This window comes from Mycolicibacterium agri (assembly GCF_002553505.1).
Lineage (GTDB): Bacteria > Actinomycetota > Actinomycetes > Mycobacteriales > Mycobacteriaceae > Mycobacterium > Mycobacterium agri.
The window spans coordinates 23475-42205 of the sequence record NZ_PDCP01000004.1 but is presented as its reverse complement, the minus strand read 5'-3'; the positions used below and the strand labels follow the sequence as shown (position 1 = coordinate 42205).

Sequence of the window (18731 nt, the reverse complement as noted above, 5' to 3'; positions counted from 1 at the left end):
GCATGCCGAGCCCGTACCCCTGTGCAACAGTGTTGCGCGTGCCTTCGTATCTGCTGCGGATCCAGCTGGAGGATCGACCGGGCAGCCTCGGTTCCGTGGCGGTGGCCCTCGGCTCGGTGGGAGCCGACATCCTGTCGCTCGACGTCGTCGAACGCGGATCCGGTTATGCGATCGATGACCTCGTCGTGGAGCTGCCGACCGGCGCGATGCCCGACACGTTGATCACCGCCGCCGAAAACCTCAAAGGCGTTCAGGTGGACAGCATTCGGCCGCACACCGGGCTCCTGGAGGCACATCGCGAACTCGAACTCGTCGACCACATCGCCGCGGCGCCGAGCCGCCACGCCAAACTTCAGGTGCTTGCCGACGAGGCGCCTCACGTCCTGCGGGTCGGGTGGTGCACTGTGGTGCGGCTCATCGAGTCCGGCATCGAACGCGTCGTCGGCAGCCACGGCGCCCCAGAGACCCACCTGAAGACGGTCCCGTGGTTGCCGATCGACCGGGCCAAAGCGCTCGACGCCGACGGCGACTGGGTCCCGCAGGTGTGGCGGGACATGGACACCACGCTGGCCGCCGCACCGCTTGGCGGCAACCACACCGCGGTGGTGTTGGGCCGACCCGGCGGCCCCAAGTTCCGCCCCTCCGAGGTCGCTCGGCTCGGCTACCTCGCGGGAATCGTCGCGACAATCCTTCGGTGAGGCACGCGGATCAGGCGCCGGCGGGCACCGGATAGCGGTCGTTGACGTCGGCGTTGGAGTCCTTCCTGGCGCAGTGCGCACAGCAGAAGATGCCCTCGTCGGTCTCGATGCCGTGGCCAAGGACCCGACATCCGCAGTGCGCGCACTCGGGCGCCAGTTGCGCCGCCGCGCATTCGACGCTGTCGAACGTTTCGCTGCGCCCGTCGGGCCACGTCACGGTGAAGGCCTTGTCGTAGTCGTTGCCGCATTGCGCGCAGATCGCCATCGTTGTCACTCCCTCATGTCGGTTCGCTCGAACGCATTCCCTGCCGGGGGAGGTGACAAACGCCGCAGCGGATCAGACGCCGTCGGGTCCGTGTTCCAACAGCCGCATGAAGCCGTCTTCGTCGAGGATCGGAACCCCGAGTTCGACGGCCTTGTCGTACTTCGACCCCGGCGAATCGCCCGCCACCACATACGCCGTCTTCTTCGACACCGAACCCGCCGCCTTGCCGCCACGGGCGACGATGGCCTCCTTGGCGTCGTCGCGGGAGAAGTTGGTCAACGACCCGGTCACCACGATCGACAGCCCCTCCAGCGTGCGCGGGATGCTGGCGTCACGCTCGTCGGCCATGCGGACCCCTGCGGCCCGCCACTTGTCGACGATGGCGCGGTGCCAGTCCACGGTGAACCATTCCTTCACCGCGGCAGCGATGGTCGGCCCGACACCTTCCACCGCCGACAACTCCTCCTCGGATGCGGCTTCGATCGCGTCGAGGCTGCCGTATTCGGTGGCCAGGGCGCGCGCGGCGGTCGGCCCGACGTGCCGGATCGACAGCGCGACGAGCACGCGCCACAACGGCTGCGCCTTGGCCTTTTGGAGGTTGGCCAGCAGCCGCTTGCCGTTGGCCGACAGCTCACCCTTCTTGACCCGGAACAAGTCGGTGCGCAGCAGGTCGTCCTCGGTGAGGTTGAACAGGTCGCCCTCGTCGGTGATGACGCCGGCCTGCAGCAGCGCTGTTGCCGCCTCGTAGCCGAGGCCCTCGATGTCGAACGCCCCGCGGCCGGCCACGTGGAACACCCGCTCCCGCAGCTGCGCCGGACACGACCGGGTGTTCGGGCAGCGGATGTCGGCGTCGCCTTCCTTCTCCGGTGCGAGTTTGGTGCCGCACTCGGGACACATTGCGGGCATTTCGAATTCGCGCTCCGAGCCGTCGCGCAGGTCGACGACGGGACCGAGCACCTCGGGGATGACGTCACCGGCCTTACGGATTACGACGGTGTCGCCGATGAGCACGCCCTTGCGTTTGACCTCCGAGGCGTTGTGCAGGGTCGCCTGGCTCACCGTCGAACCCGCGACCTTGACGGGCTCCATCCACGCGAACGGCGTCACCCGGCCGGTGCGCCCCACGTTGACGCGAATGTCGAGCAGTCTGGTGGTCGCCTCCTCGGGCGGGTACTTGTAGGCGATCGCCCAGCGCGGCGCGCGCGAGGTCGCGCCGAGGCGCCGCTGCAACGCGATCTCGTCGACTTTGACCACCACGCCGTCGATTTCGTGGTCAACGTCGTGGCGGTGCTCGCCCCAGTAGGCGATGTGTTCGGTGACGCCGGCAATGCCCTTGACTCGCGTGGTGTGCTCCGACACGGGCAGGCCCCACGCCTCCAATGCGCGGTAGGCGTCGTGCAGGGTCTTGGGGTTGAAGCCCTCGGTGCGGCCGATGCCGTGGCAGATCATCCGCAGCTTGCGCCTGGCCGTGACGGCCGGATTCTTCTGCCGCAGCGAACCGGCCGCGCTGTTGCGCGGATTGGCGAACGGCGGCTTGCCCTCGGCGACCAGGCCGGCGTTGAGCTCTTCGAAATCGGCGATGCGGAAGAAGACCTCGCCGCGCACTTCCAGCAGCTGTGGCACGGGGAATTGTTTTGTGCCGGAAAGCTTTTCGGGGATGTCGTCGATGGTGCGAGCGTTCAGCGTGACGTCCTCGCCGGTGCGCCCGTCGCCACGCGTCGCCGCGCGTTCCAGGCGGCCGTCGCGATAGATCAACGACAACGCCACCCCGTCGATTTTCAGCTCGCACAGGTAGTGCGCGTCGTCGCCGATCTCGCTTCTCGTGCGCGCCGCCCACGCCGCCAACTCGTCGGGGGTGAACACGTTGTCCAGCGAGAGCATCCGTTCCAGATGCTCTGCCGGGGTGAAGTCGGTCGCGAAGCCCGCGCCCCCCACCAGCTGCGTCGGCGAGTCCGGCGTGCGCAATTCCGGGTGCTTCTCCTCCAGCGCTTGCAGCTGGCGCAACAGCTCGTCGAACTCGGCGTCGGAGATGATCGGGGCGTCGCGGACGTAGTAGCGGAACTGATGCTCGCGGACCTGGTCGGCGAGTTCCTGCCATTGGCGGCGCAGGTCGGCATCCGGCGCCGTCTCGGACTGATCGGCCAGCGCTGCCTTCACCTTTGCGTCGGGAGTTGCATCGGGAGTTGCCTTCGAGGTCACACTCGCAGGCTAGCCGAGTCCGCCGACATCGATACCAGACGCACCCGGCGCTACCTGCGCCTTTGACATTATGCAGGTAACTACCTGCATAATGGGCCGGTGCCCGATGACCAAGGCGTCGAAATGGATGACCAAGGCGTCCAGAAGGACGGCCGGGTGGACGCCGAGATGGACAAGGTCTTCAAGGCGCTGGCAGACCCGGGACGCCGGCTGCTGTTGGATCGGTTGCGCCAGGACAACGGCCAGACGCTCGGCCAACTGTGCGAGTACCTGGAAATGGCGCGGCAGTCGGTGAGCCAGCACCTGTCGGTTCTCGAGTCGGCCAATCTCATCAGCACCGTACGGCGGGGACGGCTCAAGCTGCACTACCTGAACCCTGTCCCGCTCAACGAAATTGCGCATCGCTGGATCAGCGCGTTCGAAATGTCGCGGCTTGAGGCACTGCACGCGGTGAAGCAAAGAGCAGAGGAGTCCGAGATGACCGACGAAATGACCGAGACCGAGGGCAAGCCGACGTTTGTGTATGTCACTTACATCCACAGCACCCCCGAGAAGGTCTGGGAGGCGCTGACCGACGCGGATCTCACCGCCCAGTACTGGGGCCACAGCAATGTGTCGGACTGGCGGCCCGGATCGCGCTGGGAGCACGTGCGCACCGACGGGTCCGGCATCGCCGACGGCGCCGGCGAGGTGCTCGAGGCGACTCCCCCGCGTCGGCTGGTGATGACATTCGGCGCGCCCGACGACACGTCGCCGTCGGTCGTGGCATTCGACATCGAACAGCACCACGACATCGTCCGGTTGACGGTGACCCATGAGGCGATTCCGAACGCCGAGGACTACGAGGCGGCGTCGGCCGGGTGGGCCGCGGTCGTGTCAAACCTGAAGTCGCTGCTGGAAACCGGGCGCGTGCTGCCTCAGGCGCCATGGGAGATGCACGCGGACTTGCGGGCCCGACAGATGTCGCGGTGACGAAGTAGGTTTGCGCCATGCCGCACCCGATCATGTTCCGCGACGACGACCCCCTGCTGGCCCAGGTCCGCAAGCGGGCGTTGAGCTTTCCCGAGGCGTTCGAAAAGGTGTCGTGGGGCAGGCCGGTGTTCTGCGCGCCGAAGATGTTCGTCATCTACGGCGGCAGCATGAAGGGCGAGGCGAAAGGCGAATACGTCCAGTACCCGCAGGCGGTCCTGGTCAAGGTCGACGAAAGCGACCGCAGAGCGCTCGAACAAGACAGCCGCTTCTTTTTCCCCGCTTACCTGGGCCCGTTCGGCTGGCTGGGCCTCGACCTGACCGCGACGAAGAAGATCGACTGGACCGAAGTCGAGGAGCTGATCGACGCCTCGTTCCGCATGGTCGCGCCCAAGAAACTGATCCGCCAACTCGACCAACCCTGAGGTTCAGCTCCACTGCCTCTCCGCCATTTGTGCATTCGGCGACGCTTCGCAACGGGATTCCGTCGCCGGATGCACAAGCGGGTCATGGTTCGATCGAGTCATGCCGTTCGCGAGCCCCTACCCCGATGTCGAGATCCCGACCGCCAGCGTGCACGACTATCTCTTCGGCGACCTCGACGCGGCTGACGCCGACCGAACCGCGCTCATCGACGCCGCCTCGGGCGACGCGACGAGCTACCGCGAGATGATTGCGCGCATCAACGCCTTCGCCGGCGCGCTGGCCGATCGCGGCATCGCCCCCGGCGATGTGGTCGGCCTGCTGGCACCGAACTCGTCGGCGTTCGCCATCGCGTTCCACGGCATCCTGCGCGCAGGCGCGACCGCGACGACGATCAACGTGCTGTTCACCGCGAAAGACATCGTCAAGCAGCTGACCGACGCCAAGGCCGCGATGCTGATCACCGTCAGCGCGTTGCTGCCCCAGGCGCAAGAGGCGGCCGCCTCGGTCGGTTTGACCGACGACCGGCTGGTCGTGCTGGACGGGCCGGGGGCAGCCACCGACGGCCACCCGAACGCCGCCGACCTCCTCGGCGCCGGCGCGGCGGCCCGGCAGGTCGAGTTCGACCCGGCGAGTCATCTGGCCGTGCTGCCCTACAGCTCCGGCACGACGGGCAACCCGAAGGGCGTCATGCTCACTCACCGCAACCTGGTCGCCAACGTCGCGCAGATCCGCGCGGCCCAAGACGTCACGACCGACGACGCGGTGATCGCCTTCCTGCCGTTCTTCCACATCTACGGGATGACGGTGCTCCTCAACGCGGTGCTGCGGGCGCGGGCACGGTTGATCATGATGGCCCGCTTCGACCTGGAGGAGCTGCTCGCCACCATCGCGAACCACAGGATCACCGTGGCGTTCATCGCGCCGCCGGTGGCGGTGGCGCTGGCCAAGCATCCGTTGGTGGACCGCTACGACACCTCGACGTTGCGGGCCATACTGTCCGGCGCGGCACCGCTCGACGAGGATCTCGGCCGCGCCGTCTCCGAGCGCCTGGGCTGCCCGGTGGTGCAGGGCTACGGCATGACCGAACTGAGCCCCGTCAGCCACTGCACACCCTTCGACGGCGGCAAGCGCCTCACCGGCTCCGTCGCACCGATCGGCGCGGCCGGCTGGACGGCGGCCAACTCACTGTCCAAACTCGTCGACCCCGAGACCGGCAACGAAATCGATGTTCCGCCAGCTGGTCTCAGCGACACCGGCGAGTTGTGGTTCAAGGGCCCCAATGTGATGGCCGGTTATCTCGGCAACGAGAAGGCCACTGCGGAGACGATCGACGACGAAGGCTGGCTGCGCACCGGCGATCTGGCGCGCGTCGACTCGTCGGGCTGCGTCTACATCGTCGACCGGCTCAAGGAACTCATCAAATACAAGGGCTACCAGGTGCCGCCCGCGGAATTGGAAGCGGTGCTGCTCACCCATCCCGCGATCGCCGACGCCGCGGTGATCGGCGCCCGCGACCCCGAGACCGGTGAAGAGGTGCCAAAAGCGTTCGTGGTCAAGCAATCCGGCGCCGAGCTGACCGAAGACGACGTGATCGAATTCGTCGCGGGCGAGGTCGCGCCGTACAAGAAGGTGCGTCAGGTGGCCTTCATCGACGCGATTCCCAAGTCGGCGTCGGGCAAGATCCTGCGCAAGGACCTACGTTCGAGTTGACTCCCGCACCGACTGCGCCGCGCGCGCCTGCCGGTAGCCCAGCAGCGCTCCGATCGCCGGTATGAGAATCAGTCCGGCGGCGCCGGCCAGCGGGTCGGTCATCTTGTCGACCCTGGCCGTGCCGAATTCCCCGATCACGAAATCGACCGGCCGGATCTTTTCGATCGACGGCAACGGCGGCGGCAGCGACGGGATCGTGATCTCGACGGCCTCGGGTGCGGGCACCTCCGGCATCGCCTCCGGTACGGGCGCGCTGTCGGCCGTGTAGACCGCCTCGGGTGCAGGACCGCTCGCCGCGCTCCGCTGACCGGGGGTGCGGCCGTTGCCGACGACCACGCGTGGTGACTGGAACGCCGTCACCGCCGGCCCGGCGTAATCGGAGCCCGACGACTTCGACGCGGCGCCGCTGGCGTTGATGCCCGTCGGCGTAGGCGGTTCCGGCACCACGGCCGCCGCGGCAGACCGCAGCGCGACCGGAGCATCGACGGTGAGCGCGCCCAGCTCGCCGAGGTCACCGCCCGAGGTTCCCGGGTCCATGAGCGGCGGGGCCGAGTCAGGCTTGCCCGGCTTGCGCCCGCGGTCGGCGTCGAAAGCGTCGTTCACCCAGTCGGAGACGCGCTTCTGGAAGCTGCGGTCGTGACCGTGCGACCCGTTCTTGCGGCTGTCGTGTTTCGAATGCGAACCCGAACCGTTCTTATCGGCAACGGCGTGCGCGGGGTTAGGACCCGCGATTAACAGAGACGCTGCTATCACACCGGCTCCCGCCGCAAAGCGAACGATCGACTGCGCCACGATCCCTTTCCCGAATGGCGGGCTACTGACCCGCGGTTCGAACAAGCATTGTCGCACAAACCTTTGCCCGGCAAACGCTAATTCAAGATCGAGTCCGGGTCATCGGCAATTGCGTCGGCGGCCTTCCGGACGAGCTCGAGGGCCGAGCGCGCCCACTGGGGCGTCCCCGCGGCCAGCCCGCACGACGGCGTCACACCGATCCGCTCGGGCAGCACCGTGCGCGGGAATCCCAGGCGGTCGGTGAACTCCACCACCGCCTTGGCGACCTCCTCCACGGAAGGCCTGCGGTCGGGCGGCGTGCTGGGCACGACGCCAAACGCGACCGTGCGCCCCGACTCCACGAACTCTCCGACGCCGTCGAAATCCTCTGGGCCGAGGGTGGAAATGTCGACCGCGACCGCGGCCAGCTTGCCGCGCTGCAGCATCGGCCACGGCAGTTCGGCAGCGCAGCAGTGCAGCGCGACGTCGCCGCCGACGACGGCCACGCACTCGTCGAGCAGCCCAGCGGCCACCGCCTCGTCGACCGGGTGCACGGGCGCCAAGCTCGTCACTCCGGTGAGCCGGCCGGCCAACGCCGCGGGCAGCGAGGGTTCGTCGAACTGCACGACGACCGGGCAGTCCAGCCGCCGCGCCACTTCCGCGCGATGGGCGGCGACGCCCTCGGCCAGCGAAGTCGCCAGATCGCGCACGGCGCCGGCGTCGGTGATGGCGCGATGCCCGTTGGCGAGCTCGATCTGAGCCGCCAGCGTGACCGGTCCAGGGGCCTGCACCTTGACGGTACGGTCGCCCCCGCCTAGGCCGGCCTTCTCCCACGCCTCTTCGAGGGCGTCGAGGTCCTCGGCGAGCAGGCTGGCCGCCCGCCGGGTCACGGCGGTGCGCCCGGAGCCGACGCGATAGCCCCGCGGCACCGTGTCGATGGTGATGTCGACCAGCAGGGCACCGGCCCGCCCGATCAGGTCGGCGCCGATGCCTCGGGCCGGTAGCTCGACAAGATGCGGCAGCCGGTGCAACTCCCCGACGACGATTTCGGCGGCCTCCCGGGCCGACGTGCCGGGCCAGGATCCGATTCCGGTGCCGGTGGCGAAGTCACTCACTTGACCAACACTATTCGCCACACCCGCCTCAGGAGTTAGTCTGCCAACGCAGAAGGGAGGCCCGATGTCCGCTGCGCCCGGCCGACTGGCGGTGTGGTGCGCCACCGCGCTGCTGGCCGCCGGATGCGCGCACACCGTTTCGGGCACTGCGACGCTGGCCCCGCCCGGCATCGACGACGAGTCCCAATCGCCGGTCGATGTCGAGTCGGTGATCCTCGACCAGGCGCAGATGCAGGCGATCACCGGCGCGGGCGAGAACCTGACGATCGTGCCGAGCATGGACGGCAAGATCCCGGTCGACGTCAGCGACCTGATGAACGGCACGCCGCAGGAGTGCCAGTGGTACTTCGCCGAGACGCAGACGTTCGGCAACGAGGTCGAGGAGTTCCACAAGACCACCTTCCAGAACCCGCCCGACGGCGGGCTGATCTCGGAAGGGGCCGCCGCGTACCGCGATCCGGAAACCGCCCGGCGCGCGTTCGCTGACCTGATCGGCCTCGTATATGACTGCGGCTCAACAACATTGGGGCCGACATTCATCGGCGAGTGGACCGCCGACGCGACCACGCTGCGCATGCGGTCGTCGGGCACATGCGGCCGCGACTACCGGATCAAGAACGTGGTGCTGGCCGAGGTGTCTTTCTGCTCGTTCCCGGAGTCGGTGTCCGACATCGTCATGACCAACCTGATGGCCAAGGTGCCCGAATAGGACTACTCGGCCGCGGCGATGGTGGCGCTGCCGATCACTTCGTCGCCGTCGGGATCGGGGCGATAGAGGACCATGGTCTGGCCAGGCGCCACCCCGCGCAGCGGCGCCCGCAGGTCGACCACCACTTCGCCGCCGCGGGCCTCGGCGACGGCAGCGGCGATGCCGCCGTGCGCGCGCACCTGCACCTCGCACTCCACGGGTCCGCGCGGCGCGGTTCCCGAGCTGAATACCGGCTTCTCGCCACGCAGCCGCCACACCTCGAGGTCTGCGGCGGTGCCCACGCGCACGGTGCCGGATTCAGCGTCGATGGCCGTCACGTAGCGCGGGCGCCCGTCGGGACCGGGGCCCGCGATGCCGAGACCCTTGCGCTGCCCGATGGTGAACTGATGCACGCCGTCGTGTTCGGCCAGCACCGTGCCCGCGGCGTCCACCACGGTGCCTCGGCGCACGCCGATGCGGCTGCCGAGGAACGCCCTCGTGTCGCCGGACGGGATGAAGCAGATGTCGTGGCTGTCGGGCTTCTGCGCGACGGCTAACCCGCGGCGTGCAGCCTCTTCGCGGATCTGCGGCTTGGGGGTGTCGCCGATCGGGAACAGCGCGTGCCGCAGCTGTTCGGCGGTCAGCACGCCGAGCACGTAGGACTGGTCCTTGTCGCGGTCGACGGCGCGGCGCAGCTTGCCGTCCGCCAGCCGCGCGTAGTGGCCGGTGGCGACGGCGTCGAAGCCGAGCGCCAGTGCCCGCGCCGCCAACGCGGAGAACTTGATCCGCTCGTTGCACCGCACACAGGGGTTCGGGGTTTCGCCGCGGGCGTAGGACGACACGAAGTCGTCGATCACGGCGTCCTTGAACTTGTCGGCGAAATCCCAGACATAGAACGGGATTTCGAGGATGTCGGCGACACGGCGGGCATCACCGGCATCCTCTTTCGAACAGCAGCCGCGTGACCCGGTGCGCAATGTTCCCGGCGCGGAGGACAGCGCCAGATGCACGCCGACCACGTCGTGTCCGGCGTCGACCATCCTGGCGGCCGCGACCGAGGAGTCGACGCCGCCGCTCATCGCGACGAGAACCCGCACTACTCGACCGCCCCCGAACTGGCCAGCGCCGCCTGGCGCGCCCGCGCGACGGCATCGGGCAGCACGTCGAGCGCCGCGTCGACGTCGGCGTCGACACTGGTGTGGCCGAAGGACAATCGCAGCGATCCGCGTGCGCTCGCCGGGTCGGCGCCCATTGCGATCAGCACGTGCGAGGGCTGCGCGACACCCGCCGTGCAGGCTGAACCCGTCGAGCACTCGATTCCCTTGGCGTCCAACAGCATCAGCAGCGAATCGCCTTCACAGCCGCGGAACGTGAAGTGCGCATTGCCGGGAAGCCGCTGCGCGCCGGTCGCGCCGTTGTAGACGACATCGTCGATGCTGTTGAGTACACCCTCGACCAGACGGTCGCGCAGCGCCTGCATACGGGCGCTGGTGGCCTCCATGCCGTCGATGGTGATCTCGGCGGCGGCGGCCATCGCCACCGCTCCCGCCACATCTGCTGTGCCGGAACGGACGTCGCGTTCCTGCCCGCCGCCGTGCAGCAGCGGAACGCACGCGGTGTCGCGGCGCAACAACAGCGCACCCACACCGGTCGGGCCGCCGAACTTGTGGGCCGCGATGCTCATTGCCGACAACCCACTGGCCCCGAAGTCGACGGGGATCTGCGGCACGGCCTGCACTGCGTCGCTGTGCATCGGGACATCGAATTCCGCTGCGATCGCAGCCATTTCGGGAAGCGGCATGATGGTGCCGACCTCGTTGTTGGCCCACATCACCGTCACCAGCGCCACATCGTCGTGGTCCTGCAGCGCCTCGCGCAGCGCCGCGGGCGACACCGACCCGTCGGGCGCGGTGGGCAGCCAGGTCACCTCGGCGCCTTCGTGTTCGGCGAGCCATTCGACGGTGTCCAACACCGCGTGATGCTCGACGGCGGTGGTGACGATGCGGCGGCGATGCGGTTCGGCGTCGCGGCGGGCCCAATAGATGCCCTTGACTGCCAGATTGTCGCTTTCGGTGCCGCCTGCGGTGAAGATCACCTCCGACGGACGAGCGCCCAGCAGGTTGGCGAGCGTCTCGCGCGATTCCTCCATGCGCCGGCGCGCCACCCGGCCGGTGCCGTGCAGCGACGAGGCGTTTCCCACCGTCGCCAGGACGGCCGTCATCGCCTCGATCGCACCGGGGTGCATCGGGGTGGTGGCGGCGTGATCGAGGTAGACCGACTTGTCCGAGGCCATAACCGTTCCATGGTAGCCGCCGACCGGCGAGGGGCCCGACGCCCAGGTCAGGCTGCCAATGCGTGCCCGTGGCCACGCCGGTCCTGCCCGCCGCGGACCGCCACCTCGCATCGTGCGGCCAGTTCGCGCCGGTCGATACCCGGCAGTTGCAGCGACTCGACCCGGACGTGCACGACGGTGCGGCGCGCGGCCACCAGCCGGCGGATCGACGCGACCAGCGTGTCGTCGCCGACGTAGGCGGCCAGCGTGGACGGCCTGCCGTCGCCGTGGTGATAGCTCAGCCGCAGCGGCTGCACCGGTCTGCCCGCGTCGACGGCCGCCTGAAACATCGCGGGCCGGAACGACCCGTACGCTCGCCCGCACCACGTGGTGCCCTCGGGAAAGGCCACCACGGTCTGGCCTGCGCGCAGCCGCGCGGTGACCGTCGAGATGACGTCGGGGAGTCGGCGCAGGTTGGCCCGCTCGATCGGGATCACCTTCATCAGCCGCGCCGCGAAGCCAAGGCCGGGCCAGTCGATCAGTTCGGCCTTGGCCACGAACCAGCCCGGCATCACCGCGCCGATCACGAAAATGTCGACCCAGGACACATGTCCGCTGACCACCAGCACGCCGCGCAGATTGCGAATCGGGCTCCCGGACACCGTGATTCGCACGCCGAGTGCGCGCAGCATCAGCCGGCAGTAGCCGCGCTGCAGATGCGAGCGGCCCGGCAGCGGGATCGCCAGCAGCGGCAACGCCGACAGCAGTGCCACGGCGAGTGTCGCGCGCACCGCTACGCGGGCGGCCACCGCGATCACCCGACCTGCCGGCGCCGCATCCGCGCTCACGCAGAACGCGTCGCAGGTGGCCCGAGGGACCCACGGGTTGGCGTCACCCATGACGCTCATGACGCGACCGCGGCAGTGACCGACCTCAGCCGGCGCAGGTAGCGCGCGTCGGCTCTGCGCTTGTCGAGCAGCGCGGGAAAGTCGCCGACGCCGAAGGCCGGGTCGTGGGCGGGCTCGCCGCACACCTGTGCGCCCAGCCGCAGATAGCCGCGCAGCAGCGGCGGCACCGCCATGCGCTCGGGTGGTGCGATGTCGTCGAGGCGTCTGCCGTCGACCGTGACCGGTCGGTACGGGTAGACGGTGTACTCGGCGGGAGCGGTGTGACGGCGCAGCACGAAGTCACGTACACCGCGGATCCGGCTGCCGGGTGCCGCGGCGGGATCGTGCACCGGCACGGAAACGCAGCCGGTGACGTAGTCGTAGCCGCAGCGGTCGAGGTAGGCCAGGATGCCCGCCCACATCAGCAGGATCACACCGCCGTTGCGGTGGTCGCCGCGCACCACGGCGCGGCCCATCTCCACCAGCGACGGCCGCAGCGGGTCAAGGCCCGACACGTCGAATTCCGTTGCGGTGTAGAGACCTCCGGCGGCGATGGCCCCCGGCGGTGGCAACATCCGGTAGCAGCCGACCAGCTCGCCGGAGTTGTCCTCGCGAACCAGAAGATGATCGCAGAACTCGTCGAACCGGTCGGCGTCGCGACCGTCGGGTGCGCCGTCGAACGCGAACCCCGGTTCGGCCGCGAAGACGTCGTGACGCAACCGCTGAGCGGCGGCGATCATTTCGGGGTCGGTGGACAGCAGCAGGGTGTAGCGCGGCGCCGACGGTGTCGCGCTCGGCGGGTCGGCGGCGATCAGTGCAGCGGTACTCACGACTGCACGGTCGCCTAGCCGCCTCTCCGGGAGGCGTCAGCGACGTGACGTGTCCGTGAACGTCGTGGGAAGACGCGAAAAACCCCGACGCGTTGGCGTGGGGGGGTTTTAGCGGTTTGGGTGGGTGTTTAACCCTTGCGAGCCTTGACCGCCTCGGTCAGCTGCGGGGCGACCTTGAACAGGTCGCCGACGACGCCGAGGTCGGCGATCTCGAAGATCGGCGCCTCCTCGTCCTTGTTGACCGCGATGATCGTCTTCGACGTCTGCATGCCTGCGCGGTGCTGGATCGCCCCGGAGATGCCGAGCGCGATGTACAGCTGCGGCGACACGGTCTTGCCGGTCTGGCCCACCTGGAACTGGCCCGGGTAGTAACCGGAGTCGACCGCGGCGCGCGACGCGCCGACGGCGCCGCCGAGCGCGTCCGCCAATTCCTCGACGACGCGGAAGTTTTCGGCGCTTCCGACGCCGCGGCCACCTGACACCACGACCGAAGCCTCGGTCAGCTCCGGGCGGTCGCCGGCCACCGCGGGCTCGCGCTTGGTGATCTTGGTGGCGTTCTCGGCCTGCGCCGGGACCTCGACATTGACAACTTCCCCTGCGGCGGCAGCGGGTTCGGCGTCGACGGATCCGGCGCGCACGGTGATGACGGGCACCTCACCGGTCGACTCCGCCTCGACGGTGTAGGCACCGCCGAAGATGGAGTGCACGACCTTGCCGCCCTCCTTGACCTCGACGACGTCGCTGAGCACGCCGGAGCCGATGCGCGCCGCGAGACGGCCCGCGATCTCCTTGCCGTCGGCGTTGGACGACATCAGCACGCCCGCCGGCGAGACCGACTCGACCAGCGACGCAAGCACGTCGACGTACGGGGTGATGAGGTAGTTCGCCGCATCGTCGGACTCGGCGACATAGATCTTGTGGGCGCCGGCGGCCTTCAGGTCGTCGACGAGCGGCTCGGCGGTGCCAGGCGCGCCGACGACGACGGCCGACGGTTCGCCGAGCTTGCGTGCGGCAGTGATCAATTCCGAGGTGACCTTCTTCAGCGCCCCTTCGGCGTGCTCGACGAGCACGAGTACTTCAGCCATGAGTTTTCTCTCGTCCCTTGTTGTCTTGAGTGGCTAGATGATCTTCTGCGCGACCAGGTACTCGGCGATCTTGGTGCCGCCGTCGCCTTCGTCGGTGATCTTCTCACCGGCCGTCTTCGGCGGCTTCGGGGTCGACGAAAGCACCCGCGAGCCGGCGTTGGCGAGGCCGACCTCGTCGCTCTCCACACCGATCTCGGCGAGGGTGAGGGTGGTGACTTCCTTCTTCTTGGCGGCCATGATGCCCTTGAAGGACGGGAAGCGCGGCTCGTTGATCTTCTCGGTGACGCTGATGACCGCGGGCAGTGGCGCCTCGACGGTGAACACGCCGTCATCGGTCTCGCGCTCGCCGATCACCTTGCCGTCCTCGACGGTCACCTTGCGCAGGTGCGTGAGCTGCGGCAGGCCCAGGTACTCGGCGATGATGGCCGGCACGGCGCCGCCGGTGCCGTCGGTGGCCTCGTTGCCTGCGATGACCAGTTCGGTGCCCTCGATGGTGCCCAGCGCTTTGGCCAGCGCCCACGCGGTCTGGACCATGTCGGAGCCGTGCATGCCGTCGTCGAGCAGGTGCACGGCCTTGTCGGCACCCATCGACAGCGCTTTGCGGATGGCCTCGGTGGCACGCTCGGGGCCCGCGGTGAGCACGGTGACGGTGCCGCCCGCATCACCTTCGCGTTCCTTGATCAGCAGGGCCTCTTCGACGGCGCGCTCGTTGATCTCGTCGAGCACGGCGTCGGCGGCCTCGCGGTCAAGGGTGAAGTCGCCCTCGGTGAGCTTGCGTTCCGACCACGTGTCAGGGACCTGTTTGATCAGGACCACGATGTTCGTCATGAGTCTGGTTCGTCCTCCTCGACAGAGGCCGCCGGTCGGCCCCCAATACCACGTCTGAAGCAGTCGCACCCATGTTACTAGTCGGTAACTTAAGGTGGTGCGCAGGAACACCATAGCTGGTCGAACTAGCTGCCCGAACTTTGCGTTCTGACCTTCCCCTTAGCCGGCGCAATCCCCGACCGGGCAGTCCGACCGGTGCGCGAACCGTTCTCGAGACCGGCCACTGGACGCCAGTCTGGGTTAGCCTGCCTCTTGCGATGAGCTCATATGTCACCGACGGTCCGGCCGGGCCGGAGGGTGCCCTGCCGTTGACCGGGGAGCGCACAGTCCCCGGCCTGGCCGAAGAGAATTACTGGTTCCGCCGCCACGAGGTGGTCTACCAGCGGTTACGCGACCATTGCGTCGGAGCCGACGTGCTCGAGGCCGGCTGCGGCGAGGGCTACGGCGCCGACCTGATCGCCGACGTCGCCCGCCGCGTGATCGCACTGGACTACGACGAGGCGACGGTCGCTCACGTGCGCGCGCGCTATCCGCGGGTGGACGTGCAGCACGGCAATCTGGCCGCGCTGCCGCTGCCCGACGCCGCCGTCGACGTTGTGGTGAACTTCCAGGTGATCGAGCATCTGTGGGATCAGCCACAGTTCGTCGCCGAGTGTCTGCGGGTGCTGCGGCCGTCCGGGCGACTATTGATGTCGACGCCGAACCGGGTCACCTTCTCCCCCGGGCGCGATACGCCGATCAACCCGTTCCACACCCGCGAACTCAACGCCGATGAGTTGACGGAGTTGTTGGAGTCGGCCGGATTCACCGTGGAAGCCATGTTGGGGGTGTTTCACGGGAAGGCACTGGCCGCACTGGACGCCAAACACGGCGGCTCGATCATCGACGCGCAGGTCGCCCGCGCGCTGACCGATGCACCATGGCCGGACGATCTGTTGGCCGACGTGGCGTCGGTCGCCAGCGACGACTTCGATCTCGTCGAGGCAGGCGACCGCGACATCGATGAGAGTTTGGACTTGGTGGCGATCGCGGTGCGGCCGTGAGTGACCGCGTACCAGGGCTTTTCACGCTCGTCCTGCACACCCACCTGCCGTGGTTGGCCCATCACGGCCGCTGGCCCGTCGGTGAGGAGTGGCTCTACCAGTCGTGGTCGGCGGCGTATCTGCCGTTGATGCGGGTGCTGCGGACGCTCGCCGACGAAAACCGTCGACACCTGCTGACGCTGGGCATGACCCCGGTGGTCACCGCGCAGCTCGACGACCCCTACTGCCTGCGCAGCATGCATCACTGGCTGGCGAATTGGCGACTGCGCGCGCTCGAGGCAACGACTTTGGGAAATCCGTTGCGCGAGTTCGGCATTCGCGAAATCGCCGAGGCCGACCGCGCACTCGACGAGTTCGACTCGCTGTGGCAGCACGGCGCCAGTCCGCTGCTGCGATCGCTGGTCGACGGGGAAACCATCGAACTGCTCGGCGGTCCGCTGTCGCATCCGTTCCAGCCTCTGCTCAATCCGCGACTGCGCGAGTTCGCGTTGCGCGAAGGCCTCGCCGACGCGCGGCAGCGGTTGGCGCACACACCGACCGGAATCTGGGCGCCCGAATGCGCGTACGCCCCCGGCATGGAAATCGATTATGCCGCAGCGGGAGTGGGCCATTTCATGGTCGACGGTCCATCGCTGCACGGTGACACCGCACTGGGCCGCCCAGTCGGCGAGTCATCGGTCATCGCGTTCGGCCGCGACCTGCAGGTCAGCTACCGGGTGTGGTCGCCGAAGTCGGGCTACCCCGGACATGCGGCGTACCGCGACTTCCACACCTATGACCACGTCACCGGCCTCAAGCCTGCCCGCGTCACCGGCCGCAACGTGCCGAGCGACGCCAAGGCGCCCTACGATCCGGCGCGTGCCGACCGCGCGGTGGACGCCCACGTCGAAGATTTCGTCGACGTCGTACGCAACCGCCTCGTCACCGAAAGCCAACGGATCGGCAGGCCGGCGCACGTAATCGCCGCGTTCGACACCGAACTGTTCGGCCACTGGTGGTACGAGGGACCGACCTGGCTGGAACGCGTGCTGCGCGCGCTGCCCGCGGCGGGCATCCGGGTCGGCACGCTGTCCGACGCGGTGGCCGACGGATTTGTCGGCTCCCCCGCCGAATTACCGCCCAGCTCTTGGGGTTCCGGCAAGGACTGGTCGGTGTGGTCCGGCGAGAAGGTCGCCGACATGGTGCAGTTGAACACCGAAGTCGTCGACACCGCGTTGAGCACCGTCGACAAGGCGTTCGAGCAGACTTTCTCGGTGGGCGCGCCCGTCGCACGCGACTTCGTCGCCGACCAGATCCTGCGCGAGACGCTGTTGACCGTCTCCAGCGACTGGCCGTTCATGGTTAGTAAGGACTCCGCGGCCGATTACGCCCGCTACCGCGCGCATCTGCACGCACACGCCACCCGCGAAATCGCCGGTGCGCTCGCCGCGGGCCGTCGTGAACAGGCCGAGCGGCTGGCCGCCGGATGGAACCGCGCCGACGGACTGTTCGGCGCGCTGGACGCGAGAAGGCTCCCCCGCCCATGACTTGCTCACCTTTTGGCGCGAGCTCACCTCACTGCGGGGGCTCACCTTTTGGCGCGAGCTCACCTCACTGCGGGGGCTCACCTTTTGGCGCGAGCGTGCGTGTCTGCTGCGCGACACGCCGTGTTAGGGCACTAGTTTGCGCACGCTCGCACGGGGGCACACGACCATGAGAATCCTGATGGTGTCGTGGGAGTACCCGCCGGTCGTGGTCGGCGGTTTGGGCAGGCACGTCTATCAGTTGGCGACGGCGCTGGCCGCGGCGGGACACGAGATCGTGGTGCTGAGCCGTCGCCCCACCGACACCGACCCGAGCACCCATCCCACCACCGACGAAGTCAGCGAGGGTGTGCGGGTGATCGCCGCCGCGCAGGATCCGCACGAGTTCGACTTCGGCACCGACATGATGGCGTGGACGCTGGCGATGGGCCACTCGATGATCCGCGCCGGCCTGGCGATCAAGACGGCGGGCCCGCGACCGGAGCCGTGGCGGCCCGACGTCGTGCACGCGCACGACTGGCTGGTCGCCCACCCCGCGATAGCATTGGCCGAATTCTTCGATGTGCCACTGGTTTCCACCATCCACGCCACCGAGGCGGGCAGGCATTCGGGGTGGGTCTCCGGTTCGATCAGCCGTCAGGTGCACGCCGTGGAATCGTGGCTGGTGCGCGAATCCGACTCGCTCATCACGTGTTCGGCGTCGATGCGCGACGAGATCACCGAGCTTTTCGGCCCGGGCCTGGCCGAGATCCGGGTGATTCGCAACGGGATCGACGCCGGCCTGTGGCCTTTCGCCGAACGACGACCGCGTACCGGCCCGGCGCAACTGCTCTACCTCGGCAGGCTGGAATACGAGAAGGGCATTCACGACGCGATCGCGGCCCTGCCCCGCATCAGGCGCACCCACCCCGGCACCACACTGACGGTCGCGGGCGACGGCACGCAATACGACTGGCTCGTCGGGCAGGCCCGAAAACACAAGGTGCTCAAGGCCGTAACGTTCGTCGGGCGCGTCGATCACGAAGGACTGGTGCGGTTGCTGCACGCCGCCGACGCCGCCGTGCTGCCGAGCCACTACGAACCGTTCGGCATCGTGGCGCTGGAGGCGGCCGCGACGGGCACACCGTTGGTCACCTCCAATGTCGGAGGGCTGGGCGAGGCGGTGATCAACGGCCAGACCGGAATATCGTTCCCGCCGCGCAACATTGCGGCACTGGCCGCCGCCGTGCGCGCGGTGCTCGACGATCCTGACGCCGCACAGCAGCGCGCCATCGCCGCCCGCGAGCGGTTGACGTCGGCCTTCGATTGGCACACCGTCGCCGACGAGACGGCCGAGGTGTACCTGGCCGCAAAACGCGGTGAGCGCCAGCCACAACCGCGCCGCCCGATCATCGAGCACGCCCTGCCCGACCGCTGACAGTT

General features: G+C 68.5%; 18 protein-coding genes. 8 read left to right on the top strand and 10 right to left on the bottom strand.

Going from position 1 to position 18731, the window contains the following annotated elements:
• Positions 1–38 precede the first annotated feature (38 nt).
• A complete protein-coding gene (locus tag CQY20_RS03515; protein ID WP_097938388.1) occupies positions 39–698 on the top strand; it encodes an ACT domain-containing protein in 660 nt (219 codons plus the stop codon).
• Positions 699–708: 10 nt separating this feature from the next.
• Here the strand turns inward: CQY20_RS03515 and CQY20_RS03510 are convergent, their stop codons facing one another.
• Together CQY20_RS03510 and ligA are read right to left on the bottom strand one after the other, a co-directional pair.
• Entirely contained in the window at positions 709–963 is a 255-nt protein-coding gene (locus CQY20_RS03510; protein ID WP_097938276.1) for a metallothionein, read from the bottom strand.
• Between the two features lie 72 nt (positions 964–1035).
• Positions 1036–3162 (bottom strand): NAD-dependent DNA ligase LigA, encoded by a 2127-nt coding sequence (gene ligA, locus CQY20_RS03505; protein ID WP_174814648.1) that lies wholly within the window; start codon positions 3160–3162, stop codon positions 1036–1038.
• A gap of 168 nt (positions 3163–3330) precedes the next feature.
• Here ligA and CQY20_RS03500 point away from each other — a divergent pair, with 168 nt between their 5' ends.
• The 3 genes from CQY20_RS03500 (at position 3331) to CQY20_RS03490 (ending at position 6267) form a co-directional block, all read left to right on the top strand.
• The gene (locus tag CQY20_RS03500; protein WP_097938386.1) at positions 3331–4134 is read left to right on the top strand and encodes an ArsR/SmtB family transcription factor; all 804 of its coding nucleotides are present in this window, start codon (positions 3331–3333) and stop codon (positions 4132–4134) included.
• 17 nt (positions 4135–4151) lie between these two features.
• Positions 4152–4556, top strand: coding sequence for an MmcQ/YjbR family DNA-binding protein (locus CQY20_RS03495; RefSeq protein ID WP_097938275.1), 405 nt, complete (start codon positions 4152–4154; stop codon positions 4554–4556).
• Between the two features lie 100 nt (positions 4557–4656).
• On the top strand, positions 4657–6267 hold the full coding sequence (locus tag CQY20_RS03490; RefSeq protein WP_097938274.1) for a 4-coumarate--CoA ligase family protein: 1611 nt from the start codon (positions 4657–4659) through the stop codon (positions 6265–6267).
• Here CQY20_RS03490 and CQY20_RS03485 read toward each other — a convergent pair.
• Both CQY20_RS03485 and CQY20_RS03480 read right to left on the bottom strand, forming a co-directional pair.
• A complete protein-coding gene (locus tag CQY20_RS03485) occupies positions 6253–7020 on the bottom strand; it encodes a hypothetical protein (protein ID WP_133119017.1) in 768 nt (255 codons plus the stop codon). The genes CQY20_RS03490 and CQY20_RS03485 overlap by 15 nt on opposite strands.
• A gap of 116 nt (positions 7021–7136) precedes the next feature.
• Positions 7137–8153 (bottom strand): uroporphyrinogen decarboxylase/cobalamine-independent methonine synthase family protein, encoded by a 1017-nt coding sequence (locus tag CQY20_RS03480; RefSeq protein ID WP_097938272.1) that lies wholly within the window; start codon positions 8151–8153, stop codon positions 7137–7139.
• 64 nt (positions 8154–8217) lie between these two features.
• Here CQY20_RS03480 and CQY20_RS03475 point away from each other — a divergent pair, with 64 nt between their 5' ends.
• The gene (locus tag CQY20_RS03475; protein WP_097938271.1) at positions 8218–8862 is read left to right on the top strand and encodes a sensor domain-containing protein; all 645 of its coding nucleotides are present in this window, start codon (positions 8218–8220) and stop codon (positions 8860–8862) included.
• Between the two features lie 2 nt (positions 8863–8864).
• Here the strand turns inward: CQY20_RS03475 and mnmA are convergent, their stop codons facing one another.
• The 6 genes from mnmA to CQY20_RS03445 all read right to left on the bottom strand — a co-directional run bounded on the left by mnmA (position 8865) and on the right by CQY20_RS03445 (position 14743).
• Entirely contained in the window at positions 8865–9938 is a 1074-nt protein-coding gene (gene mnmA / locus CQY20_RS03470) for a tRNA 2-thiouridine(34) synthase MnmA (RefSeq protein ID WP_097938270.1), read from the bottom strand.
• A complete protein-coding gene (locus CQY20_RS03465; RefSeq protein WP_097938269.1) occupies positions 9938–11134 on the bottom strand; it encodes a cysteine desulfurase family protein in 1197 nt (398 codons plus the stop codon). The genes mnmA and CQY20_RS03465 overlap by 1 nt, the downstream gene beginning before the upstream one ends.
• Positions 11135–11181: 47 nt before the next feature.
• The gene (locus tag CQY20_RS03460) at positions 11182–12012 is read right to left on the bottom strand and encodes a lysophospholipid acyltransferase family protein (protein ID WP_097938385.1); all 831 of its coding nucleotides are present in this window, start codon (positions 12010–12012) and stop codon (positions 11182–11184) included.
• A 5-nt stretch (positions 12013–12017) separates the two neighbouring features.
• Complete coding sequence (locus tag CQY20_RS03455) at positions 12018–12830, bottom strand: GNAT family N-acetyltransferase (RefSeq protein WP_097938268.1); 813 nt, start codon at positions 12828–12830, stop codon at positions 12018–12020.
• 128 nt (positions 12831–12958) lie between these two features.
• Positions 12959–13915, bottom strand: coding sequence for an electron transfer flavoprotein subunit alpha/FixB family protein (locus tag CQY20_RS03450; RefSeq protein ID WP_097938267.1), 957 nt, complete (start codon positions 13913–13915; stop codon positions 12959–12961).
• A gap of 33 nt (positions 13916–13948) precedes the next feature.
• Positions 13949–14743, bottom strand: a complete 795-nt coding sequence (locus CQY20_RS03445; RefSeq protein WP_097938266.1) for an electron transfer flavoprotein subunit beta/FixA family protein — start codon at positions 14741–14743, stop codon at positions 13949–13951.
• Positions 14744–15000: 257 nt separating this feature from the next.
• Here CQY20_RS03445 and CQY20_RS03440 point away from each other — a divergent pair, with 257 nt between their 5' ends.
• From CQY20_RS03440 to CQY20_RS03430, 3 genes are all read left to right on the top strand, one after another.
• Positions 15001–15786, top strand: coding sequence for a class I SAM-dependent methyltransferase (locus tag CQY20_RS03440; RefSeq protein ID WP_097938265.1), 786 nt, complete (start codon positions 15001–15003; stop codon positions 15784–15786).
• Positions 15783–17312, top strand: a complete 1530-nt coding sequence (locus CQY20_RS03435) for a 1,4-alpha-glucan branching protein domain-containing protein (protein WP_097938264.1) — start codon at positions 15783–15785, stop codon at positions 17310–17312. The genes CQY20_RS03440 and CQY20_RS03435 overlap by 4 nt, the downstream gene beginning before the upstream one ends.
• 166 nt (positions 17313–17478) lie before the next feature.
• Positions 17479–18726: a glycosyltransferase family 4 protein gene (locus CQY20_RS03430; protein ID WP_097938263.1), complete on the top strand. Its 1248-nt coding sequence runs from the start codon at positions 17479–17481 to the stop codon at positions 18724–18726.
• Positions 18727–18731 lie beyond the last annotated feature (5 nt).